The 23265-nt window shown below is 52.0% G+C and carries 22 protein-coding genes; 12 read left to right on the plus strand and 10 right to left on the minus strand.

The genetic code is table 11. The features are described from left to right. The first annotated feature begins 42 nt into the window (after positions 1 to 42). Positions 43 to 1698, plus strand: a complete 1656-nt coding sequence (glgP, locus tag ACSPJT_RS15865; protein WP_435893537.1) for an alpha-glucan family phosphorylase — start codon at positions 43 to 45, stop codon at positions 1696 to 1698. Positions 1699 to 1813: 115 nt separating this feature from the next. Here the strand turns inward: glgP and ACSPJT_RS15870 are convergent, their stop codons facing one another. Next, positions 1814 to 2632: a hypothetical protein gene (locus ACSPJT_RS15870; protein WP_435893538.1), complete on the minus strand. Its 819-nt coding sequence runs from the start codon at positions 2630 to 2632 to the stop codon at positions 1814 to 1816. A 170-nt stretch (positions 2633 to 2802) separates the two neighbouring features. On the opposite strand from ACSPJT_RS15870, the gene ACSPJT_RS15875 reads away from it, so the two are divergent. From ACSPJT_RS15875 to ACSPJT_RS15890, 4 genes are read left to right on the plus strand one after another with little or no spacing between them, the layout of a single operon-like run. Next, on the plus strand, positions 2803 to 3333 hold the full coding sequence (locus ACSPJT_RS15875) for a gamma carbonic anhydrase family protein (protein ID WP_435893539.1): 531 nt from the start codon (positions 2803 to 2805) through the stop codon (positions 3331 to 3333). Between the two features lie 49 nt (positions 3334 to 3382). Beyond that, on the plus strand, positions 3383 to 3685 hold the full coding sequence (locus tag ACSPJT_RS15880; protein WP_435893540.1) for a hypothetical protein: 303 nt from the start codon (positions 3383 to 3385) through the stop codon (positions 3683 to 3685). Between the two features lie 11 nt (positions 3686 to 3696). Then, positions 3697 to 8673, plus strand: coding sequence for a DUF5724 domain-containing protein (locus tag ACSPJT_RS15885; RefSeq protein WP_435893541.1), 4977 nt, complete (start codon positions 3697 to 3699; stop codon positions 8671 to 8673). A 33-nt stretch (positions 8674 to 8706) separates the two neighbouring features. After that, the gene (locus tag ACSPJT_RS15890) at positions 8707 to 9156 is read left to right on the plus strand and encodes a bifunctional nuclease family protein (RefSeq protein WP_435893542.1); all 450 of its coding nucleotides are present in this window, start codon (positions 8707 to 8709) and stop codon (positions 9154 to 9156) included. A gap of 160 nt (positions 9157 to 9316) precedes the next feature. Here the strand turns inward: ACSPJT_RS15890 and ACSPJT_RS15895 are convergent, their stop codons facing one another. After that, a complete protein-coding gene (locus tag ACSPJT_RS15895; protein WP_435893543.1) occupies positions 9317 to 10636 on the minus strand; it encodes a CCA tRNA nucleotidyltransferase in 1320 nt (439 codons plus the stop codon). Between the two features lie 83 nt (positions 10637 to 10719). On the opposite strand from ACSPJT_RS15895, the gene ACSPJT_RS15900 reads away from it, so the two are divergent. Continuing rightward, on the plus strand, positions 10720 to 11862 hold the full coding sequence (locus ACSPJT_RS15900; protein ID WP_435893544.1) for a prepilin peptidase: 1143 nt from the start codon (positions 10720 to 10722) through the stop codon (positions 11860 to 11862). A gap of 55 nt (positions 11863 to 11917) precedes the next feature. On the opposite strand, the gene argB is transcribed toward ACSPJT_RS15900, so the two are convergent. Genes argB through ACSPJT_RS15920 form a run of 4 tightly spaced genes read right to left on the minus strand, consistent with a single transcriptional unit; the run spans position 11918 to position 16247 of the window. Next, complete coding sequence (gene argB / locus ACSPJT_RS15905; RefSeq protein WP_435893545.1) at positions 11918 to 12796, minus strand: acetylglutamate kinase; 879 nt, start codon at positions 12794 to 12796, stop codon at positions 11918 to 11920. 36 nt (positions 12797 to 12832) lie between these two features. Next, the gene (locus ACSPJT_RS15910) at positions 12833 to 14281 is read right to left on the minus strand and encodes a hypothetical protein (RefSeq protein ID WP_435893546.1); all 1449 of its coding nucleotides are present in this window, start codon (positions 14279 to 14281) and stop codon (positions 12833 to 12835) included. A 43-nt stretch (positions 14282 to 14324) separates the two neighbouring features. Next, the gene (locus ACSPJT_RS15915; RefSeq protein WP_435893547.1) at positions 14325 to 15290 is read right to left on the minus strand and encodes a phosphotransferase; all 966 of its coding nucleotides are present in this window, start codon (positions 15288 to 15290) and stop codon (positions 14325 to 14327) included. A 51-nt stretch (positions 15291 to 15341) separates the two neighbouring features. Continuing rightward, positions 15342 to 16247, minus strand: a complete 906-nt coding sequence (locus ACSPJT_RS15920; RefSeq protein ID WP_435893548.1) for a sugar phosphate nucleotidyltransferase — start codon at positions 16245 to 16247, stop codon at positions 15342 to 15344. Between the two features lie 53 nt (positions 16248 to 16300). On the opposite strand from ACSPJT_RS15920, the gene ACSPJT_RS15925 reads away from it, so the two are divergent. Further along, complete coding sequence (locus tag ACSPJT_RS15925; RefSeq protein ID WP_435893549.1) at positions 16301 to 17080, plus strand: ThuA domain-containing protein; 780 nt, start codon at positions 16301 to 16303, stop codon at positions 17078 to 17080. A gap of 89 nt (positions 17081 to 17169) precedes the next feature. On the opposite strand, the gene ACSPJT_RS15930 is transcribed toward ACSPJT_RS15925, so the two are convergent. Continuing rightward, positions 17170 to 18207 carry an A/G-specific adenine glycosylase gene (locus ACSPJT_RS15930; protein ID WP_435893550.1) on the minus strand — a complete coding sequence of 346 codons (1038 nt, stop codon included), beginning with the start codon at positions 18205 to 18207 and terminating at the stop codon, positions 17170 to 17172. A gap of 95 nt (positions 18208 to 18302) precedes the next feature. On the opposite strand from ACSPJT_RS15930, the gene ACSPJT_RS15935 reads away from it, so the two are divergent. The 3 genes from ACSPJT_RS15935 (at position 18303) to ACSPJT_RS15945 (ending at position 19478) form a co-directional block, all read left to right on the plus strand. Next, entirely contained in the window at positions 18303 to 18764 is a 462-nt protein-coding gene (locus ACSPJT_RS15935; protein WP_435893551.1) for an arsenate reductase ArsC, read from the plus strand. Positions 18765 to 18831: 67 nt separating this feature from the next. Then, positions 18832 to 19137: a hypothetical protein gene (locus ACSPJT_RS15940; protein WP_435893552.1), complete on the plus strand. Its 306-nt coding sequence runs from the start codon at positions 18832 to 18834 to the stop codon at positions 19135 to 19137. An 83-nt stretch (positions 19138 to 19220) separates the two neighbouring features. Continuing rightward, positions 19221 to 19478, plus strand: a complete 258-nt coding sequence (locus tag ACSPJT_RS15945) for a GlsB/YeaQ/YmgE family stress response membrane protein (RefSeq protein WP_435893553.1) — start codon at positions 19221 to 19223, stop codon at positions 19476 to 19478. 232 nt (positions 19479 to 19710) lie between these two features. On the opposite strand, the gene serS is transcribed toward ACSPJT_RS15945, so the two are convergent. After that, complete coding sequence (gene serS / locus ACSPJT_RS15950) at positions 19711 to 20985, minus strand: serine--tRNA ligase (RefSeq protein ID WP_435893554.1); 1275 nt, start codon at positions 20983 to 20985, stop codon at positions 19711 to 19713. Positions 20986 to 21224: 239 nt separating this feature from the next. Here serS and ACSPJT_RS15955 point away from each other — a divergent pair, with 239 nt between their 5' ends. Both ACSPJT_RS15955 and ACSPJT_RS15960 read left to right on the plus strand, forming a co-directional pair. Next, on the plus strand, positions 21225 to 21509 hold the full coding sequence (locus ACSPJT_RS15955) for a hypothetical protein (protein ID WP_435893555.1): 285 nt from the start codon (positions 21225 to 21227) through the stop codon (positions 21507 to 21509). Positions 21510 to 22094: 585 nt separating this feature from the next. Further along, positions 22095 to 22460, plus strand: coding sequence for a DUF2200 domain-containing protein (locus tag ACSPJT_RS15960; RefSeq protein WP_435893556.1), 366 nt, complete (start codon positions 22095 to 22097; stop codon positions 22458 to 22460). 54 nt (positions 22461 to 22514) lie between these two features. Here ACSPJT_RS15960 and ACSPJT_RS15965 read toward each other — a convergent pair whose 3' ends face one another. Together ACSPJT_RS15965 and ACSPJT_RS15970 are read right to left on the minus strand one after the other, a co-directional pair. Beyond that, positions 22515 to 22910 (minus strand): type II toxin-antitoxin system VapC family toxin, encoded by a 396-nt coding sequence (locus tag ACSPJT_RS15965; protein ID WP_435893557.1) that lies wholly within the window; start codon positions 22908 to 22910, stop codon positions 22515 to 22517. Continuing rightward, positions 22900 to 23187 (minus strand): type II toxin-antitoxin system Phd/YefM family antitoxin, encoded by a 288-nt coding sequence (locus tag ACSPJT_RS15970; protein ID WP_435893558.1) that lies wholly within the window; start codon positions 23185 to 23187, stop codon positions 22900 to 22902. Before ACSPJT_RS15970 ends, ACSPJT_RS15965 begins: the two co-directional genes overlap by 11 nt. Between the last annotated feature and the right edge of the window lie 78 nt (positions 23188 to 23265).

Below are 23265 nucleotides of genomic sequence, written 5' to 3' on the forward strand. Positions count from 1 at the left end.
TATCAAACGCCTCCCCCTCAGTATCATAACGACCCTAACCACATGAGTTTTTTACCAGAACCCTACCAACATCCCTTCAAGATCGACGACAAATACAAGAAGAGCGTCGCGTATTTCAGCTCCGAGTTCGCCATCGACCAGACTCTGAAAATTTATTCCGGTGGCCTGGGTTTCCTGGCCGGTTCTCACATGCGCAGCGCCTATGACCTGAAGCAGAATCTGGTCGGAATCGGAATCCTTTGGTCCTACGGCTACTACAATCAAGCTCGCGGTGAAAACCGTGAGATGGCCGTGCAGCAGCGCCGTAAGCACTACCACTTCCTCGAGGAAACAGGCATCAAATACACTATCAAAATCCACGGCCATGATGTCTGGGTGAAAGTGATGTATCTGCCCGCCGATACTTTTGGCTCCGCTCCTATGTTTTTCATGACCACTGACATCGAAGAGAATGATGTCATGTCACGCACGATTTCGCACCGTCTTTACGACTCTGATTTCCTGACCCGCACGGCTCAATATATTCTGTTAGGAATTGGTGGGGCGACATTGTTGGATAAACTAGGCGTTGATCCCGATGTCTGGCACCTCAACGAAGCTCACGCTCTTTCCGCCGCGTTCCATGTCTACGGCAGAAACAAGTCACTCGACGATGTGAAGAAACGTTTCGTCTTCACCACCCACACACCCGTCGAGGCGGGTAACGAGAAATCCAGTTTCGATCTGTTACACAAGTTTACCTTTTTCAATGGTCTGACCAAGGATGAGGCACGCAAACTCTGCGGTGTCGAGGGGGATGAATTTAACCACTCGCTCGCAGCTCTCCGCCTCAGTAGCAAAGCCAATGCTGTTTCCAAATTACACGGTGAAGTCTCACGCAAAATGTGGAAAGGCCACAGCGGCATCTGCGAAATCGATCACGTCACCAATGCCCAGAATAAAAAATACTGGGTCGACGAACAACTAGAAGCAGCTCGTGTAGCCGGAGACATCAAGGCTCTGGCAAAGCGCAAAAGAGAGCTGAAGAAGCGCCTATTCAAGGAAGTGGCCGATCAAACTGGCCGCCTCTTTGATCCAGACTACCTCACCATCGTCTGGGCCCGCCGGTTCGCTGGTTACAAACGCGCCGATCTCATCGCCCGCGATGTCGAACGCTTTGAGGCTATGCTCAAGAACGCCGACCGACCAGTGCAGGTCATCTGGGCCGGTAAGCCGTATCCAAAAGACTACGGCGCGATCGACACCTTCAACCACCTCGTCAAGGTCACCCAGCAATACGCCAACGCCACTGTCATGGTTGGTTATGAGCTTTCGCTCTCCAAGCTGCTCAAGGATGGCTCCGATATCTGGCTCAATAACCCTGTGGTCACTCTCGAAGCATCCGGCACATCCGGCATGACTGCTGCGATGAACGGTAGCGTGAACTTCTCCACCAACGACGGCTGGGTATGTGAGTTTGCCAAGGATGGTCACAACTCGTTCATCATCCCGGAAGCCGATCCAAACCTCACACCCGAAGCGCGTGATCAACACGACATGTTAGGTTTTTACCAGATCCTCGATACCGTAGTGCTTCCTACCTATTACGAAAACCAAGACGATTGGTGGAAGATCGTTCTCAACAGCATGAACGAAGTCGTCCCATTCTTCGACTCCGACCGCATGGCTGACGAATACTACACTAAGATGTATTCCTGATTAGATTCCAGAGACTAAATTTCAGAATCCAGAATGAACCCGGATGCCGCAAGGTGTCCGGGTTTTTTCATACCCTGATTCTGGCCTCTGGATTCTGGGGTCTTGACTGTGTGCTTCAGCACAAACGGATCATGTCTCTAACAAATTGCCTCCAGAGGAAGAATAATCCCTTGATGGTATATCTGAAATGACCATCACCTGTTAGGCGGATGATGCCATTGCTGAGATTGTGATCAATCTGGTGTCGGAGTTCGTGTTCGATTTCCTCCCCTACGTGATCCGGATCAGGGATGAGAAAGTCATCGTCGATGAATCCTTGCTTCGTCAAATACTCGTGGTGGTCGTTGATCAATTTAAGTGCGCATTCATTGCTGCAGCTGATCTGATTCCAGTGAACTTTTGGAGCGGCCTTGAGAGTCGGTGAAAAAGGAAAGTTCGTAGTCCGCCAAACGCCGTCTTTGAGATCGCGGGTGGTGAGGGTGAGATAAGTGAAGGTGACGTTGGCCTGCTCACAAAGGCACAATGAAGCCACCGATTTGGTTTCAGCATTCCAGAACAATTGATAATTCTGCATCATGCCCCCCAGTTTCCAACCACAGTCGCGGATATGTTCATACCCCGCTTTCTCCAAGGTGATCAGATGCGTTTCGGCATTGGGGAAAACATCGAGATTGGTGGAGTAGCGGTCTTGCAGTCGGTTCTCCAAAGGCATCCGCATTTTCCGAATCCGGGTGAGCAGTTCCACCCAAGGCAGAAAAAACCATGCCGCGGCGGCTGCGATGCCAGCCCACACATTTCCGGTGAGGAAATAAAAACAAAGTCCGGACGCGATCAACATCACCACCGCACCCATTTTGCGGAGGAACATAGTTCGGCAGGAACGCAGGGCGAAACCGAAAACGATGACGGCAATAACGATGTAAAATTCATTCATAACTCAACTGCCAGACACGCGCCCAAGGATAAACAGCCCGCGTGAACGGGCTGATACCGAAGAGTACCGTCTATCACGGCCCCTCCGGCAACTTTGCCGGCGCGCAAATATGCCACCGTCCTGCGTGGATTGCAACTTGTGAAAGCCAACGTCGTCGATATGCTCAACCCATGGCTATCGAAACCTTCGACGGAATCAGTCCGGATATCCACCCAAGCGTGTTCATCGCAAGCAGCGCCGACGTCATCGGTCGGGTGAAAATTGAGCAAGATTCGAGCATCTGGTATAACACCACACTACGCGGTGATATCAACGAAATCGTCATTGGTCCGAGGTCCAATATCCAAGATAACTGCTGCGTTCACCTTGCGGACGACTACGGAACCTACATCGGCGAACTCGTCACCGTCGGTCACGGTGCCATTGTTCATGCCTGCACGGTCAAAGACGAGGTGCTGATTGGAATGGGGGCCTGTATTCTCGATGGAGCCGTCATCGGCGAGCGCAGCATCATCGGCGCCAACGCTCTGGTCACCGGCGGCATGGAAATTCCTCCCGGCTCTTTAGTGATGGGGAGCCCGGCCAAGGTGGTGAAGACCTTGGATAAGGATCAGCAGGCGGGTATCAAAAAATGGGCGGAGAAATACGTCACCGTCTCACGCAAGTATTTGAATCGCGATAATCATGGATGTGCCGAGTGATCTGCCTGGCTGGCCAGTTGTCGCGGCCGGGTGTTTATTAGAAAGGCAGGTGTCCAATGAAGTTGACCGCTACAATGCTTCCAGACGGCAGAGCCAGGAATTCCAATGGCTGGATTTGAAACAACTGGAACAGGCACTTCTAAATGGCGAGGTGGCGTTTGGTCCGGTGGATGTCGTCGCTCCACAGGTGATGAAGTCAGCTGCTATGAAGGCTGCGAGGGAGGCGTTTGAGGATGGATTGGTGATGATGTTCATCGATGGTGAAGCCGTTCGTAATTTGGACGAAACTCTTGACCTCAAACTAGGCAGTCAGGTTCTCTACATCAAACTCAGCCCTCAACGAGGAATCTAACAATATTTGAAATGGTCAATAAGAAACGACTTGAAAGACATGAAGTGGAAGCTCGGAGAGTTGGCACATGGCGCGCCGAGAGCATCGCCAAACTTGCCGAGGTATCCGAAGTACTCGCCGAGGGCCTGTTTATTCATTTTAAGAAACGACAAACTATTCTGTTAGCGGCGCAAACGCTGGAGGATATGTCATCGGAGCAACGCAAGAAAGTTTGGAATGTGTTGTTTCCTCGCATGGTCGATGAAGTCGAGCTTGGCTGGACGCACCTCGATCCGGCGATGATGGTGCGCCGTGACGCGGGAGGTGACGGACATGGTGATTGTTTTGTATGGCATCTGGAGCCGCATGTTCTGGAAATAGCCAAAATTGAATGGCTGCGGAAACTGCTCATCGTGGCTGGGCCATTCCCCGAACTCGATTTCATGGAACTCCTCGACAACGTGGCAACTGTGACCTGTGGCGGAACCGAAGAACATCAGGGGGACTATTTCAAGAACTCCACAGGTATTTCCTATGACTCGGATGCACTGGGTTATCTGGGAACAGCCATCTTGAATCAAGTGCCGGAGTCTGAGTTGACGAAGAGAATGTTAGAACTCTTGATTGAGCAACTCATGGGTCGGTCGCCAAGGTTATCGAGTCGGCACATTTTCAGCGCCATCCTTTGTTCCGAAAATACAGCTGCTTGGAAGCTCGTCGACGATCAGCTCAATGATACAGGTTTGGAGCCCGGAGTGCGTGAGGAATTTTTCCATAGCCGCCGTGGTATTCACCCGGAGGCGTGGACACATACATTGCAGCTGGTTCATGATCGCGGTTTGCTGCGACACAAGGATGTTAGGGAACGGGTGAAATCATGGTTCGCGATTCCGTGGCAATGGAAAGACCTGTCTGTAAAGTCCATGGAACCGTGGTTTGATCGGTGGCTGGAGATGCATCGGTCGGGCGAAGCTCGTGAAGCCGCCTTTGCCGGTGAGAGTGGCGGAGACTTTCTTCTGGCTCTCTGGGCGGAGTCCACAGTGGACGCTGACAAGGCTCTTGCACGTGTGGCCGATCCCACAGGGTTTAGTGTAGAAGTCGCATTGGCGGCCGCTCATTTCCTGCGCCGCTGCCCCGGCCGAAAACGTGCAGCCATCTCGGTGAACTACGCCTTTCATCCGGATCAGAGAGTTTCTGCGGTTGGGATGGATCTCCTGATGGGCGAAAGTGGGAAGGTGCCTACGAGGGACGAGGTGCCGGATTTTTATGCACGATTAAGTCGCTTTGTGGAAACGATGCCAGAGCCCACTGAGTGCGAAAAGCCTCCCTACCCATTTCCCAAAGTGGACTTCAACATGGAGCAGGTGTATATGACCTTGGCACGAGAATTCCCCGATGGAGAGGAGCTTGCCATCGAGCGTCTTTTGCCGCGCATGAATACTGGGGCGAGAGACGCTGTGGTGAGTCGGTTGAATCGTTACTCCCTCACTGATTTCGATGAAGGCTTTGCAAAAATCATTTACGCGGACGATCCCCAAGGCATGAAAGACTGGGTAGCCGACCATGATGGGGAAACGTCCCTGAGGCAGAGAAGTCTGTTGTTCAAAATGATGGGAGACCGCAGTTTCGAAGTGGCGGAGCATGCATGGAAGGCCGTGAAAAAATTCACCCTAACTGATGATGAGTTTGAGACGATCAGGCCGATTTTTTCATCAGCCAATGCGCGGAAAAGATTGCTGGCCACCCAGCTGCTCGCCGCCCAGCCGATCAAGACGGCCATGCAAAAAGCGAGCGAATTGATGGGCAGTAAAAAAGCCAAAGAACGGCTGTCGGCCTTGGAGGTATTCCGCGTACTTGCCGATGATGAAGCCGACCTCATTCGAAAGGCGTGGGCGTCCTTCAATTACCGACCGAGCACCGCCGATGAAAAACGTGCCACGGCAGTGCTTCAAGAAGCGCTCGTTGATGGGGAGGCGATGGAATACAATGTGGATAATGCCTTTGGTTTGTTGGATCCTAGAACATTGCCGAAACCAACATCGCCGAAAGATCGAGGTGTTGTTTTTTGTCCGCCTGCGATTTTGAAGATCATCGAGTTTCTCGATGAATGGTTACAGGACCACTTGGATGCTGAGGTCCCAGTTGCGACCTATCTAAGTAAGACTGGGGTGGGCAATATTCGAGCTCACGGTATACCCGCATGCTACCATTCACAGACAAGGGAGAGTAATCTTGAGCGCTTCCCATTGGCCTTGGAGTTACAAAAATGGTGGGAACAGAGACCCGCGGAATACAGGGACGCTGGTAAGTTTGAGTTGATCAAGGCTGAGATTGTCGTGAATTCCTATGCCATGGCAGACAGCGGGCGTGCTCATCACTTTCCTGTAGATGTCTTGTTAGGCCGAAAGGATCCCATCGCTACAGTCTCGCAGAGCCGGATGATCGCAAATCTAATCAATTGGTTAAGATATTTGGTGCCTACGGAACCCGGCTGGACGGACTACCTCATTGATGCAGCTGAGACATTTGATGTGAGGCTTCCAGAGGGTAAGCGGAACTGGACACACATCATTCGGGAAAAAGCTGTTCGTAATGTGTTCAGAGAACCGGAGGAGTGCATGGAGTCAGCGAAGCGGCTATGGGCATGGCTCCGGCCAGGTAATCAAACGACGGGTCACTTTTACGTCAGTTGGGAAGTGTTCCGTCTGCATCGCGCAGGAGTGGTGTCAGACGATGAGCTTGTCTGGAATCTGTTAGGTAGTCGGGACATGGGCCGTGATATGAATCATAGGCCATTTGAAAATCTTCGATTTGCAACGTCGGAACCAGGGAGAAGACCTGAGTTCCAGCATGCTGGTTGGTCGCCACTGATTCAAAAAATCACTGATCGAATCATCGAGCTGGAGTTGGCACGCGGCGAGGAACCAGAGCAATATTCGATCGCAGCACTGGCGCTCTCAAGAATTACCGTAAGGAGGCATGTTGTCTTATTCCTCGTGGCGCTGGGTGATGCGGTGCTGAAATTAAAACACCCAAAAGGAGCCACGCGTGAATTTGTGCTCACATCCATGCTCAGGGTGACCCAACCCACCGATGAAGATACACCGGAAGCATTTGCCGCGGATGTTTCCAAAGCTGGGATCAGTAAGAATCGCCTTCTTGAGTTATCGATGTTGCAGTCCCGCTGGGTGGATCACGTTGCATGTGCGCTTGGCATTGAAAGCCTGCGCGAAGCGGTTGGTTGGATCTACGCCCATGCAAAAACAGCCGACTACATCTGGAAGGATCACGCGCAGACTCTCTGGGAAGGCGAGCTGGCACGAGTGACCCCACTCACGGCTGAAGCGCTCATGGAAGGGGAAGTGGATGTGGAATGGTTCAAACGCGCCTATCAATCTGTGGGCAAGGAGGTGTGGGAGAAGCTCTACGATTCAGCCAAATTTGCCAGCACGACAAACGGGCATACCCGTGCATGCTTGGTATCGGATTCTCTATTAGAAAAAGTGACCGTCAAAGAGCTAGTAACAGAGATCAACAAACCTAAAGGTAGACTGGACCGCGCCATGGTGATCGGTCTGGTGCCACTGCCTAAAGCGAAAAAGCAGCGAGATAAAGAGATCTTGCATCGTTATGAAATTTTACAGGCATTGAAATCTCGATCGAAGAAGTCCAAAGCCCAGCGTCGAGCCAGTGAGGAGAACGCTTATGAGATAGGCGTGAGAAATCTGGCCCGTAGTGCGGGATTTGAAGATACATTACGCTTCGAGTGGGCGATGGAAACCATGGCATCCGAGGATCTAGCTTCCGGGAAACTCCAGGTAGAAAAAGAGGACACACTCATCAAGGTCGAGGTTGCCAGTGACGGTAAGTTGGAATTGGCAGTGACCAAGACAGGAAAACCGCTCAAGAATGTTCCCGCTAAACTCAAGAAAGTGCCAGAGGTTGCAGCTTTGTTAGACCGAGTGGTCAGTTTGAAAAAACAAGCAGAGCGCATCAAGCCTGCCTTGGAGGACTTCATGGTCAGGTCCGTGAGTATGCCATGGAGTGAGTGGAAGGTCATTATTATGCATCCACTCGCCGGACCTCTGCTGGCAAAGCTGGTCATGGCTACCGATGATAGAGTCTTGGGCTTCCCCGCTCTTGATGGGAAATCATTCATCGATTCAGAGGGGAAACCAATGGATTGCCCAGCAGCCAAGACCCCTGTTCACATCGCTCACACGGTCGAACTATTGCCCGCGGCGAAGTGGCATCAATGGCAACGTGCGGTTTTCACCGCCGAGACCGTTCAGCCGTTTAAACAGGTCTTTCGTGAAGTTTATATACCGATGGGAGCCGAACTCGAGGAGCAGGTGGTGGCACGCTACCACTCACATCAGGTGAAGACCAGAAATGCTCTGGCCATGTTAGCCAAACGTGGGTGGGCCTATTCTCCGGATGAAGGGCTACTCCGTGTTTTCCGCCACGAAAATATTGCTGTATCCATTGGTTTCTTGGAACACTTTTACCATCCTTCAGAACAGGAGACGGTGACCTTGCAGGATATTGTATTCCAAAGTGCAGTTTCACACGAATATCTCCGCCCAGCTGATGTGCCTGGGCGGATCTTTAGTGAGGTGCTGCGTGACATCGATCTGATTGTGAGCGTTGCCCACGCCACAGGCGCAGATCCAGAGGCCACCGGATCAACGGTTGAGAGTCGCGCTGCACTGGTCCGCGAAACATGTAACATGTTAGGTTTGTCGAATGTGAATGTCTCCGGCAAACACGCGGAAATTGAAGGTGAACTGGGGAACTACCGAGTGCATCTGGGGAGTGCAGTGGCCCACCGCATTCCGGGAGCGATGATCCCATTTTCCACCGACCAAGAGGCGGGCAGAGGGCGCATCTTTCTCCCCTTTGCCGATGATGATCCGCGCACGTCGGAAGTTCTCGCAAGAGTGATTTTACTCGCGAGAGATTCCACCATCAAGGATGCGACACTGGCTCAAGCTCTCCGCGAGCATTGACGTGAGGAATGGATGGCATACACTAGTATCAAGATGTCCGACGAATCCAAAGTAAAAGTCGAACCCGTCGCGCTCATGCCGACGTCGGCAGGCTGCGCGGTGTTTCTTGGTGACGGGGATAAGGTGATCGTTTTTTACATCGAACCAGCCATTGGGGCATCCATCAATGCAGTGATGTCTGGGGTGAAGCCGCCGCGACCACTGACTCATGATCTGTTTTCGCAAATCCTAGATGCCTTCGGAGCTAAAGTTGAACGTGCCGTCATCGTCAAAGTCGAAGGAGATGTCTTCTACGCCCGACTATTTATCGTCGCAGAAAACGAAATCATGGAGCGCAAAGTAATCGAGATCGATGCCCGCCCGAGTGATTGTCTGGCTCTGGCTGTCAGGCAAGAGGCTCCGATTTATGTGTTACAGCACGTATGGGACGACCTTCGCGACATGTCGGATGTACTCGCCGAACTGAAGGACAAAGGCGAATAAAGAGCCTCTAAGGTAGGGTAGATTGGCCGCAATCTGCCGGATCGGAGCTATTAGTCGCTACCGTTATGGAGTCAGTTCCAACATCTTCGATATCATCTATCCGCTTCTGAACCAATAGGGGTGTAGCCCGGCAGATTGAGGCCAATCTGCCCTACCAAAGTTAAATGCCTAACAAGACTTTGACGTGTCTCAGCGCAGCATCGCGGTCGTCTAAGCGGCCTTCCAGTTGTTCAGTCTGAATATCGGTGAGGATTCTTTTAAACTCGGGTCCGGGTTTGAGTCCAAGATCGATGAGATCCCTGCCGGTCACAAGTGGTTCCGGAATCAGTGGCTGGGCGGCAAACTCTTTTTCCTTTTCACGGAGGAAATCATAGTTCTCGGTCAGACCGTTGCTGCTGGCGCAGTCGACTCGATGCAGCTCCATCTCCTGCTCGAACGTAGGGCGCGACATGAAGCGTTTTACCTTTGCCGTGCGCATGTTCATCACGTTCATGAAATTCATGTGGTTTTTTACCATGGCGCAGACATCTTCGATGGCGCTGTTAGAATATCGTAAACGGCGAAGGATGACCTCGGCCATTTCCGCTCCTACGCGATCATGTCCGTTGAAACGGATACGATCTTCCGACTCGTCGTAAGTATATGTCGGTGGTTTGGCGATGTCGTGTAGCAGCACTGCCAGTGCGAGTTCAGTGGAGACTTCACCCTCTAACATATCGAGCATAATGCGGGTATGGGTGTAAACATCGCCCTCCGGATGCCACTGCGGAGGCTGTTCGCAGCCGATGAGATCATAGACTTCGTGCACGATATGGCGCATCAGTCCACTCTCGGTGAGTAGGTCGAAACCTCGAGCCCGGCCAGGAGCCACTAGCGTCCGTGTGAATTCATCGCGCACTCTCTCGGCACTGATTTGGCTTAATAGGTTGGCATTCTCATTGATCGCTGTCCATGTTTTAGGATCAATTTCAAAATCTAACAAAGTGGCAAATCTCACCGCGCGCATGAGTCTGAGCGCATCTTCCTGAAAGCGATCTGCTGGTGTTCCGATTGCCCGCAGTGTCTTGGTTTCAAGATCAGCCATGCCGCCAACGTAGTCGATGATTTCGCCGGTTGTCGGGTGTTGGAACAGACCATTGACGGTGAAGTCACGTCGCTGAGCGTCTTCCTCGGGTGTGGAAAATGTGACCGATTCCGGATGGCGCCCGTCTTTGTATGATCCGTCGTGGCGGAAGGTGGCGATCTCGAATGGAGTCTTGTTCTCCTTCACCAGAATCACCCCAAAGTGTGCGCCGATGGCATCGGACTTGGGGAACAATGCCTGCACTTCGTCAGGCGTGGCTGATGTGGCGATGTCGTAATCCTTGGGTTCTTTTCCTAACAATGCATCTCGAACACAACCACCTGCAAAATAGGTGGTGTGTCCGGCATCGATCAGACGCTGAGCAGTTGCCACAGCTGTTGTTTTCAAATCGCTCACTGGCAAAACAAGTAAGTGGCTGTCATAAAGAAGCAAGGCGATTTGGTAATTGGCCTTTACTAAAGAAACATGTAGTAATCGTCATGCCCACTTTTCTCGACAATCTGCAGATGGTGAATTGGCAGCATCCGGTGCTGGTCATTTCCGCTTTTGTGCTTGGAGCCTGCGTTGGATCATTTCTCAATGTTGCGATTTACCGACTGCCACGTGGGCTCTCGGTCAACACTCCGAAGCGGTCATACTGTCCGACATGTGAGAAGGACATTCCCTGGTATCGTAACATTCCTCTTTTCACGTGGCTGGCCCAGGCTGGGAAATGTGCCGAGTGCAAGTGCCGCATTCCGTTTCGTTACTTTGCTGTCGAACTGGTGACGGCCTTGCTTTTCCTGCTGATGTGGACGGCTTTCCCGACATCTCCAGGACTGGCACTTTTCTATATGGTGATGATGGCACTGTTAGTGGTGGTGGTGTTTGTCGATGCCGAGCTCATGGTGATCCCACTACAGGTAACGTGGCTGGGAACAGCACTCGGCGTGGTGGCAGCGGTTTTGATCCAATATCACCTCAGGGCTGATGGTTGGGTGGACGGCCTGGTGAAATGCGGCCTTGGCATCGTGGCTGGCTTTGGCGGTCTTTGGGCGGTTGTCTTGTTAGGTAAGATTGCGTTCGGAAAAAAGAACATGGAGTTCACCGAGGCTGTTGAGTGGGAACTGCGCGAGCCAACGGAAGATCCGGACGACGATCAGCAGGAACTGTGTTTCGTCATCGACGGTGTAGCCCACGGATGGTCGGATTTATTCTATCGCGATAGTGATCAGCTAATCATCGAGGGAAGTGGCTTCGTGGTGGATGGTAACAAGGTGAAAGCCAAAAACCTTGTGATCAAAGGCACCTCGATCGAACTCAAAGGGAAAACCATCAAGATCGAGGATCTGAAATCGCTAAACGGCAAAGCGCGCAAGGTGGTAATCCCACGTGAAGCGATGGGTATGGGAGACGTTTACCTGATGGGAATGCTCGGAGCATGCCTCGGTTGGCAGTCGGTGCTATTCACCATTTTTGCCGCGTGTCTATTCAGTATCTTCCTTGCGATCTTGGGCCGCATGGGCTTCGGCCAGCGCCTGCCTTTTGGACCGAGCCTTGCCTTCGGTGGCTTTGCTTGGATCTTCTTCGGCTGGCAAGTATGGGATTGGTATTTCTCCCTGATGGGCCCACCGCCTATTTAGTCGGAGCGAGGTCATTAGAGTCGTCGATTTCTGACCTGTCTCGCTGGTCTGTCGGTTACTGAACAATCTCGCTGCCGATACCGGAGCGGGTGAAGATTTCCAGCAGCAGTGAATGCGGCATCCGACCGTCAATAAAGTGAACTTTACCGACTCCGTTTGCCAGAGCGTCCAGAGCGGAGTCGATCTTGGGAAGCATGCCACCCGCGATGGTGCCGTTGGCGATGAGTTGTTGGGCCATGTTGCGATCAATTGATGGGATCAGACTCGTGGCGTCATTGCGATCAGACAAAATCCCGGGGACATCTGATAGATAAACCAGTTTGGTGACTTTCAGAGCCTTTGCCAAACACGCGGCAGCAAGGTCTGCATTGACGTTGAGAGGTTTTCCGCTGTCGTGTTCTGCAGCCAACGGGGAAATCACAGGCACGGTCTCAGAGCTGATGCAGGACTGGATAACGTCGAGTTTGCAATCGATCGCTTCGCCCACACGTCCGATATCAACCTGTTCGCCATCGTCATTGGTCGCTTGGATACGCCTGCCGATGAACACCTCGGATCCGGGCAATCCTTTAGCTTTGCCGCCGAGTTCAGTGAGCATATCCACCAGACCGGGATTGATTTTCCCCGAGAGGGTATGTTGCACGATATCGATGGCCTCAGGTGTGGTCACACGAAAACCACCGATGAATTTTGCCTCGAGTCCGGCTTCTTGCATGGCAGCAGAAATCGCTTTGCCTCCGCCGTGCACGATGACGGGATTCACTCCGGCTACTTCGAGAAAGACGATGTCGCGCATCACCTTGCGGACTAGTTCAGGATTTTCCATGGCGGAACCACCCATCTTGATGAGGAAGGTATGGCCACGAAACGACTGCAGGTATGGCAGGGCTTCGATGAGAACGGAGGCTTTGCTAATAGTGGCGTCCAGAGACATGCTGCCTTTCTAAACGGCAAGCCACAAATATCAAGCTTATGCACGTAGCACCGGTTTAGGATCGGAGGTGCTGTATTCTTGGATTGAAGTGGTATGTTTGCGCTTCCTGACCGGAACCAACCAAGCAACGAGCACCGTTACTAGTAATGAAGACACACTCAACCAGTGTTGGGTGAGATCCATGATTGAAAGAAGAAACGGATAGCTGAGAGCTGCTGTTAGGGCGAAAGCGAGATGGCGACCACCGCGCGAGAAACTCGTAAACCAGCATGCGGCGAGAGCAATGTCAAAAATCAGCACAATCTCAGCCCAGAGCGGCAGGCGCTTGTAAGTGATCGATCGGCCAGGCTCCGGTGATAGCAGATTTTTAGACCAGTTCAGAATAGCCGCCAAACGGACGGGGGAAAGCTGATTGGTGGGTTTTGTTTTTTCTCCCACAGCATGGACCAAATAAACACGGCGGTCTTCTGGTGTCTCAGCGCCATCCTCCTGTCTGGTGATCAAGTCCTCGGCCGCGATTGCATCCTTGGTTAGATCAATGAGGTCAGATTTCTCCGCCTTTTCCGGTAGAATGGTTTCGCCGTAGGAATCGATGTTGATCACCGGGCCTTGAAGTCCGAGCCGGATGTGTTTGCCGCAGCGGACGATGACTTGCTTTGGGTTGACATTGTGGGAACTCATCAGCGCGAGAAGTTCGAGAGAGGGGATCAGTCCCTCACCATCCCAGTGACATAGCATTGGCACATAGTCTTTGCTGTCAGGAGTGCTCTCGATGGTACTGAAACCACCGAGCGAATTTTTTCCTCCCGAAATGACAGCAGGTAGAGCCACTTGATTCACCACTGGAATCAGTCTGAGGTTTCCACTGACGTTAGAAAAGGGGATCAGTGCACGCTGGAGAGCCTCTGGTAACGGCTGGGCAGTGGCCCCTCTGGTGACGGGGACTCCGAAGGATGCCCGATCGAATGCCGCGAGTTTATTGCTCAGCGCTTCTGCGGTGATTCCAGGATCCCCATCCCAGCTCATCCGAGTTGTTAGGATAATGTTGTTAGCCCCCTTTAAACGCAGTGAGTGCAGCATCACGGCGTAGTCCAAAGGCGAGGGGGGAGTCGACTCGTAGACTTGGTCAGGATCATCGGTGACTTCAACCATGCGAAACGATTTTCCACGATCAGGCTGTGCTGTTAGGAGCCGAGAGGTGATGGTTCGCGCATTTTGATCCAGATCGTAAATTCTACCCTCCGACGGTGAGGCGGCCCGCACACAGGTGATGTCAAAATCTGGAAGGAATGTGGTTAGGGGGCCGAAGAATAGCACGAGCAAACCACTGGATATCGATAAGACAAAGATCCAGAAATAGGGACGGATATTCAGAGGCGACTTTGGCTTGGCGGCTTTACCGTCAGACTGATCCACCGCTCCATTTTCCTCATCCGCAGTGGTCTTGGCGGATGTGGAGTCTGGGTTTTGGTCTGCAGATTTCATGACCGCATTATGAGGCTGGGTGACCTGTCGGCCATATTTGAGCTTATGCCTTTTCTAGCTCGTCCAGCACAGGCAGCAGAGGTTCTTCCAGATCGGACCCTGCGATGACTTCGCGAAGGATTCTGCCAGCTGTGGGCAGCTGGTCTAGATACCATTCCTGGTGTGGCTGTCTGCCAATTTTTGCGTAGGCTCCCATCGCTTGCATCAGTCGCTGGGTAGCGCACTTCTGGAGAATCTGAGCGATGGGTTCTTCCTCGGAGATTTCTTCCCAGAGTTCTAACAGTTTCTGCCTATCCTCTGCGGAGTGATCCATGTAGGGATCGTAAATCAAGGAAGCCAGATCATACTCTTGGCGACCGCGGCGCATGCCTTGGAAATCGATGAGCCAGGCTTTGCCTCCGTTGGCGATGATGTTTTGCGATTGGAAATCACGGTGCACAAGACTGCGCGATGAGGCTCCGAGGTCTTTGGCCATTTGTGCCAGTGCCGGATGCTCTGAGAGTTCGTCGACAACAGCAGGGTTCATGCCCAGATATTCGTCAGCGACTTGATCGAAAAAGTAATCCTGCTCCCAGCGGTAGAGTGTTTCATCAAATGGCGGCTGGAATTCGAGGTTTTTAGGGGCTCGGGTGTAAAATAATTTGTCCAGCTGCTCGAGTGCGGAGCGATAGATTGGTTCGCGTTTTTCCCACGGCTCATCTTTCATGCTGAGCAGATCAACGTCTCCTAGGTCTTCTACAAGTGCCACACGCCGACCAGGATGATCGTAAATCACTTCAGGTACATTGAATCCAGCATCAATCAGAAAATGGGAAACCGGCAAGTAGTTGGCATTGTCCTTCCGGTCCATTGTGTAGTGGATACCGATGTAGGTAGGATATCCCTCGGCCTTAAGACGGACGATGGTGCGTCCGGAAGCTCCCTTGGTGATCGGCTCGATGACACAGGAGTGGCTCGGGCTCAGTTCGAGGTGGTTGCGGATGGCTGTGAGTAGAGTGTCGGCTGGCATGGCAGTTGATGGTGCATGGGAGATTTCAGAAAACGGGCTCTGTTACAATGGTTAATTTGCTCCTGTGAGAATAGCGTCCTTGTGAACTGAATTTGCTTTGGCTGTGACTCCGGGCCAAACAATGCTGTTTTCGAGTCTCGCTCCGGCTTCGATAATGGCGCCCGGACCGACGATGCAGTTGGCTCGATCCACCACGGCGTCAGGGTGAATTTGGGCATCGGGGTGGATGGCATCGGTTCTCTCTGCACGCATGTGATCGTGCACATCGCGGTAGGCTTGCGGATTTCCAATATCAAACCATTCTCCCTCATCGAGGACTACCGCACCGAGTTTGCCAGCTTTGATCAGCTCAATGAATGCGGGCACGATGGAGACGACCTCTTGGTCTGGAATGAGATCAAGGATCTCTGGGGAAATACAATACACACCGGTGAATTGATGGGTGCCCGGGGTGCTTCCCAATAGATTGCGCATGTCGCTAACATGGTCGCCGGAGATGTTGACGTTGCAGTTTTCTCCGGATGACCTGAGCGCGAGGGTGGCGATGTTTCCTGAGGCGTGATGCTGATCGATCAACTGCTTGATATTGATGTCGGTCATGATGTCACCGTTGTAAATCAGCAAGGGATCATCACCGATGAAGCTGGCGATGTTGCGGATGCCGCCGCCGGTTTCCAATAAAACGGGCTCGTGGAAAAAACTCAGCGGGCAACCGTCGAAACGACCATCAGGGTAAGTGGAGTCCCAAGCCTCGGGGATATGGTGCGTATTGATTGCAAACTCAGTGATTCCCGCTTCTATGCAGTGACGCAACGCGTAGTTTGCCATCGGTTCATGGAAAATAGGAACCAGCGGCTTCGGCAGCACATGGGTGAGTGGTTGGAGTCGGGTGCCGAGTCCGGCGCCGAGGATGAAGGCCTTGTGAATCACAGGCAGAGACTCAGAAATAGCGGTCAAATAAGCAAGAAATACATTGAAAACAAAGGTCCGAGGAGAGAGTAATCAGGGAGATGAAATACTACCGCATTTTCAAATGGATCATCGCAGCTGGGCTGATGACCGCCACCGCCAGTGCCGATGAGGCCAAAACTCAGAACGAGCAACTCTACAAAGGCAAGCCAATCAAAGCACTGCTCATCACCGGTGGTTGCTGCCATGACTACAAATTCCAGTCAAAGGCGCTGACCATGGCATCAGAAGCCAAAGCCCCGATCCAATGGACGGTAGTGAACAAAGGTGGCCGAGGGACTCACGCAGAGATCGATCTCTACAATAATCCCGACTGGGCCAAGGGCTACGATGTGGTGGTGCACAACGAGTGTTTCGCCAAAACCAAGAATCCGGACTACATCAAAAAAATCACCGACGCGCACAAGAAAGGTGTGCCTGCCGTGGTCATCCATTGCGCCATGCATACCTACCGCGATGCCAAAATTGACGACTGGCGTGACTTCTTAGGAGTGACCAGCAGACATCATGAACACCAGAGCTCCTATCCAGTTACGACGGTGAAAAAGGATCATCCCATCATGAAAGGTGTGCCAGCCGATTGGAAAACGCCGAAAGACGAACTCTACGTGATCTTGAAAACCGCGAAAAACATGACCCCACTGGCGACTGCTTCCAGCGAGAAAAATGGCAAGGCTTACCCTGTCATCTGGATCAATGATTTCCATGGAGCCCGTGTCTTCGGCACCACCTTCGGTCACACCAATGAAACCTTCAGCGATCCAGTTTTCCTCGATTATGTCACAAGGGGAATTCTCTGGTCCGCTGGGAAACTGGAGTAGGGTAGCTTTGTAAGCTGCCGACTAGCCATGGAATCATCATCCCCGGCACATTGCGTTCACAAAGCCTGCTGACAAGATGCAATATTGTCCTACCCTAACAAACTCTCCAACGCCCTCCGGTCCGGACTAGGCATCGGCAGGTTTTCGAGATCCTCCACCAAATGCCATTGCTCAAATTCCTGCGCCTCAGGACTGTTAGGATCACAGGCGTAAATCCGTAGAGTCACATTGTAGCGGGTGATGCTGTAGTTTGTCTTTAGCGCTAATGGCAGGTCGAGTGTGTCTGCATGTTCTCTACGTGGCAGCGACCACATGCCTTCGCGGCGCTTTCCCTGCTGAACTTGATGCAGCAGTATCCGACCATGTGAGTCCACGGCAAACAGTGCGAACTCATCTACACGGGTCACCTTGGCGGCCGATTTTTTAATCGGCAAAGTTGTCGGGTCAGAACACTGGCAGAAAAGGTTCACCGGGCAATCGGCACAATCGGGTGATTTGTTAGAGCACTGGCGTTGTCCGAGTTCCATCAATGCGGAGTTGTAAGCACGTGGATTTTTTTCCGGCACCAAGTCCGTAGCCCATTGCCAGAGCTGTTTGGTGCCGGCCGTGGTGTCGATGCGCTCTTGGAAGTCGAATAAACGTGAAAACACCCGAGCCACATTAGCATCCACAATCGGTTGAGCCTCGTTATAGGCAAATGATGCCACCGCTCCGGCTGTGTATTGACCGATACCTGGCAAGGCCCGCACTTCTTCATATTTCGCAGGGAAATTTCCAGCATGGTCACGTGTAATCGCGCGAGCCGCAGCGTGCAGGTTCCTCGCCCTACGATAGTAGCCCAGCCCTTCCCAAGCTTTGAGAATTTCCTGCTCAGTAGCCTCTGCCATCGCACGAGGTGTGGGGTATAGCGCCATGAAACGGGTGTAGTGGCCCTTGCCTAACACCGTAGCCACCTGAGTTTGCTGCAGCATGATTTCGGAAACAAGGATCGCCCAAGGGTCGGTGGTTTCTCGCCATGGGTATTCCTTTCCTTCGGCTTCGAACCATTTCACCAAGGCGTTCTGGAACGCCCGCATGTTAGTGAGAGGATTTTTTTTGGCTTTAGGTTTGCTCGCGCCAGAGGGCATGGAGGGAGTAAAACCGGAATCACTGAGATCGAAATTCTAATTTTGCACTTTTTGCATGGGAATAAACAAATAAGCGGAGCACTCTAACCTACAGTATGACAAAACCTCTGATCTTGGTGCTCTGTACCGGAAACTCGTGCCGTTCCCAAATGGCGGAATATTTACTTCGGGCCGCCGCCGGTGATGTGGTGGAAGTCGCCAGTGCCGGATCTGATCCAGCTGGCTATGTGCACCCCTTGGCCATCCAAGCGATGTCTGAGCTAGGCCACGACTTGACCGGAGCGATTTCCAAATCTCTCAATGAGTTTAAAACACAACCAGTCCACGTGGTCATCAGTGTTTGTGGAAATGCCGATCAGTGTTGCCCGGATTTCCCAGGTGAGCAGGCTCACTATTGCTGGACCTTCGACGACCCTGCGCATGCTGAGGGCTCCGATGAGGAAAAGCTCGAACAGTTCCGTCGCATCCGCGATGAAATTCAGCGAGTCTTCACCGCCTACGGACGTGGATTAGCAGATGGTTTGATGGGTGAGAAGCTGGTCGATTGCGGCTGCTGATTCTGCATTGAAATTCAGCCTTACCCCATGTATTGTGTAGTGTGCCAATCAATCAAAGGAGCATGCTATGGAAAAAATTCACTTCAAAAAGAAAGACCGTGATCTCTTTGCCGCGCTGTTAAGCGTGCTGCCGGGCGCGGGGCACATCTATAAACATCACTACCTTGCAGGTGTAGGAATTATGATCGGAGGAAATTTGTTGATGATCCTAGTGACCGCACTGCTGGCACTCGCCACGTTTGGGCTCGCAATTATATTGGTGCCTATAGCCTATGTGCTGGGTGTCGCCTACGCTGCGTATGAGCTGGAAGACTGGCACGGTAAACACGGTTATTTACACCCGTGGAGTGGGGCTAGCAGCCCGAAAGAATGATCGAGGTCGAATAGATCTTACATCATGCTGTGTGCCTGAAGTTCTTCGTGGCTTGGGTGCATGATACGTGTAATATATCACTCATGATCGGATGGATTGTTTTAGGATTGATAGCAGGGCTCTTGGCGAAATTCATCATCCCTGGTGATGACCCGGGCGGACTGATTGTGACCATCCTCATCGGCATCGCAGGTGCGTATGCTGGCGGATGGCTGGGTAAGTATCTCGATTTCTTACCCGCCAAGGAACCCGGAGGCATGATGCCCGGTATGGGCAGTATCGCCACTGCCACGATTGGAGCCATCCTCCTGCTGGCGATCTACCGGAAAATATTCGGCTAGGGCCTTGGCTCAAGACTACTTGATAGCATGAAAAATCATCCTCGTCTCTTTGTTGCCTGTTTAATGGTTGCTGCAGTTGGTTTCAGCGTCCTTGCCAGCAGCTGTGCTTCTACTGCTTTTGAAGCACGCACAGCCCCTGGCGCAGGATTCTATGATGAAGACTACATGGGTCCGCCAGTGATCATCAGCCCATGCTGAGGATAGCATTGTTAGGGAGAGTGGGTCTCACTCTCTAACCAATTTTATCAGCGCCGAAATACGGAGCCAAAACCTCGGGGATGAGGATGCTGCCGTCAGGCTGCTGGTATTGTTCGATCAGTGCGACGTATAGACGAGGCAGTGCGGTGCCGGATCCGTTCAGGGTATGGCAGATCTGGTTTTTCCCATCTTCGTCTTTGTAGCGCAGCTTCATCCGGCGCGCTTGGTAGTCGCCGAAGTTCGAGCACGAAGAGACTTCGAGGAATTTGTTCTGACCGGGCGACCACACTTCGATGTCGTAGGTCTTGGCCGATGAAAATCCGATGTCACCGGTGCAGAGTTCAATCACACGGTAGTGCAGTCCCAACTTTTGAAGAATGGCCTCAGCATGTCCGGTAAGTTCCTCTAACAATTCGAGCGATTTTTCAGGCTGCACGATTTGAACCAGCTCGACTTTGTCAAACTGATGCATACGGATGATACCACGGTTATCCCGACCAGCACTACCAGCCTCCCTTCGGAAACATGGTGTGTAGGCGGTGAGCTTGATTGGCAGGTCCTCGTTCTTGAGGAGGGTGTCGCGATAGAGATTAGTCACCGGAACCTCGGCAGTAGGGGCGAGGAAAAGTGTGTTGTCCTCGAGGCCGTACATATCGTCTTCAAACTTCGGCAGCTGGCCGGTGCCTTCCATGCACTCACGTTTAATGATGTGCGGCACGTTGACTTCCTCGTAGCCGTGTTCTTCGGTCTGGGTGTTGAGTAAGAACTGGATCAGGGCACGCTCGAGTCGGGCTCCTTTGCCACGATACACCACATAACCAGATCCGGTCAGGCGTGTGCCATCATCGAAGCTGATTAGGCCGTGTTTTTCTGCCAAAGCAACGTGATCGAGTGGCTCAGCGATCTCGGGTTTTTCACCCCAGACACGGATCTCTGGGTTGGCGTCTTCGTCGGCACCCACCGGGCAATCGGCGTGTGGCAGGTTGGGGATGCTCATCAACAACTCGGTCTGACGGCTGCCGGCGGTTTCGCCTGCTTCGTCGAGTGCGCTGATTTTTTCACCGATCAAGCGGACCTCTTCTTTGATGCTCTCTGCCTCGTCGGCCTTACCTTGACCCATGAGGGCTCCGATTTGCTTGGAAAGCTGCTTGCGCTGGGACTGGAGCGATTGTTTATCGGTCTCGGCACTGCGGCGGGATTCGTCACAGGCGAGAACTTCATCGATGAGCAAATGCGCATCTCCGCCTCGGGTGGCAAGGCGTTCTTTGATGGCTGCGGCGTCTTCGCGAATGGCTTTGATATCAAGCATGGCGGGGGAGTGATAGCGGAAAAGGCCAATTTTAAAACCACGAATCTTGCTAATCGGGCGAATTTTTTTCGGACCGCGAAATAGGCTAAATACGCGAAATTTTCTCGGGTTGTGATTTGGGTAGGATGGAAAGGGGCGGAAGATGCGGAATAGGATGAGGTGTTCTAGAGGTGATCCATGCTAAATCCCAAATGCTAAATTGTCTTGGAGTTTGGGGTTTGAAACTTAAAGTCATCGCGATGTCAGGGAAGAAAGCTAGCTGGGCGATGGTGTGTGCAGGACTTGCGCGCATGATTTTGCACTCACGCGAAATGCGCCGGAAAGTGCTGTTTCAGCTGGTGATTGTGTTAGTGATCATCGTCACTCTGGGAGCATGGCCTCTCGCAAACTGGCTCAGTGGCAATGTTTGGCTGTTCCTCATCTGGTGGGCCGCTGTGATGTTTTACGGACTGATGATCATTCTCTTAGCCATTTACGATATGGCAGCCGTGGTGAAGGAAGAGCGTAAAAAGCATCGGCAGTAGTGAACTATTTAAAACGGTTGAGCTCCTGTTAGTCCCTTACAATACCGCCTACAACAATTACTGTTTGCCCGAATAAGATATGCAATGCGAAGAAATGCTCGAGGATGAACTGGATGGTCCTGACTTGTGTCTTTGCTGTCTTTCACCGGTTAAACATGCTGCAAACTTTTGTTCTGATTGCGGAGCGCCGTTGGGCTTTTTAGCGGCTACGATTCCTTATCAGAGAGTGCTTGCGGAGGGATACCTATACCGTCGGGCCATTCAGTCGCCCAAATCAATTCTTACGGTATCAGGAATATGGCTCATTTTTGGAACGCAGATGATCGTGGGATATTGGGGGCTGCGAAACATAATTCCTCAGCTATCGATGGTGAGAAGTCTGCTGGATACAGTGTTTGTTGGGATGCAGTTACTGTCGTCTGGATGGTTTTTCATAGGCTTGGCTGGGGTAATTATGGTTACATTGAACTACACGAAGCATATTCGGACTAGTCATCAAGCCGACTCACCAGCCTCCGACTAACAGGGGCGTTCCGGCAATATTCGATCTCAGTCCTTTCAAAGATAATTCCTATTCAAACCGTTATGAAGACTACCAAAGAACACGATGAACGCATAGCGAACCTCACCTTTGCCTCTGTCTATCCACATTACGTTACGAAGGTGGAAAAAAAGGAACGAACCGTGGATGAACTTCATCAGGTCATTACGTGGCTGACAGGTTTCAAGGAGAAGGATATGCAGCGCCTTATTGAGGAAGATGTTACCTTCGAGCAATTCTTTGCTGAAGCCACGCTCAACCCGAATGCGAGTCTAATCACAGGCACTATCTGTGGTTATCGGATTGAAGAAATCGAGACCCCATTGACCAAACAAGTTAGATACCTGGACAAGCTGGTGGACGAGCTGGCAAAGGGACGCAAGATGGAGAAAATCCTGCGGACAGCCTAGTGAGAGAAGCCTGCAACCTGAGATCCGTTTCTCTCTGTGTTGAAAAACGAACTGCTACCAGATGCGTGTGATGCCGTAGGCGTCTAGCTGCCCATCGCAGGAGAGGATGGGGAAGTCGCGGTTCTGGCACTCGGCGACTAACAGACGGTCGAAGGGATCACGGTGATGCATCGGTAAATAGGCAGCGTTTCGCATGGCTTCCCAGTCCGGTTTAATCATGTGAAAACCCATCGAAGTTAATAGCTCCGGTAAATCGGCCCGATTGGCATAGTCCACTGTCAATTTCCCCAGAGAATTCTTAATCGCAATCTCCCACAAGCTGGCCAGGGAGACATGGCTTCGGGTATTTGGATCCTCAATCATTTGGGCCAGCGCCGCTGGTAAACGAGGGCTGTCTTCGAGGAAGAAAAGCAGGACATTGGTGTCCAAAAGGTGGTCACTAGCTTTCATATTTCTCCTTATTTTCAGCTACCATTGAGGGGGTTTGATCATCGTCTGCATTGAAAAAATCCTCAAAGCCAGTTTCAGAGGCATCAAAATCATCAGCCATTGAAAAGTTAGCCGACTTCAGACAGCCGCGAACTGGTGAGGAGACGGGAGTGGGGGGGGACAACTCCGCCACCACTTTACCGTGCCGCGTAAGTTGGATGGTTTCTCCACTAGCCTCTATTTCTGCGATCAATGCAGAAAGCTTGGTCTTGGCATCGTAGAGACCGATTGTTTTCATGGGTTAAACATAGACTAGACTAGTCTGACCTGTCAAGGTGGGGGTCACGAAAAACCCCGGGTGAATACCCGGGGCTGT

Origin of the sequence: Oceaniferula spumae (assembly GCF_042849255.1) — a bacterium.
Classification (GTDB): Bacteria; Verrucomicrobiota; Verrucomicrobiia; order Verrucomicrobiales; family Akkermansiaceae; genus Oceaniferula; species Oceaniferula spumae.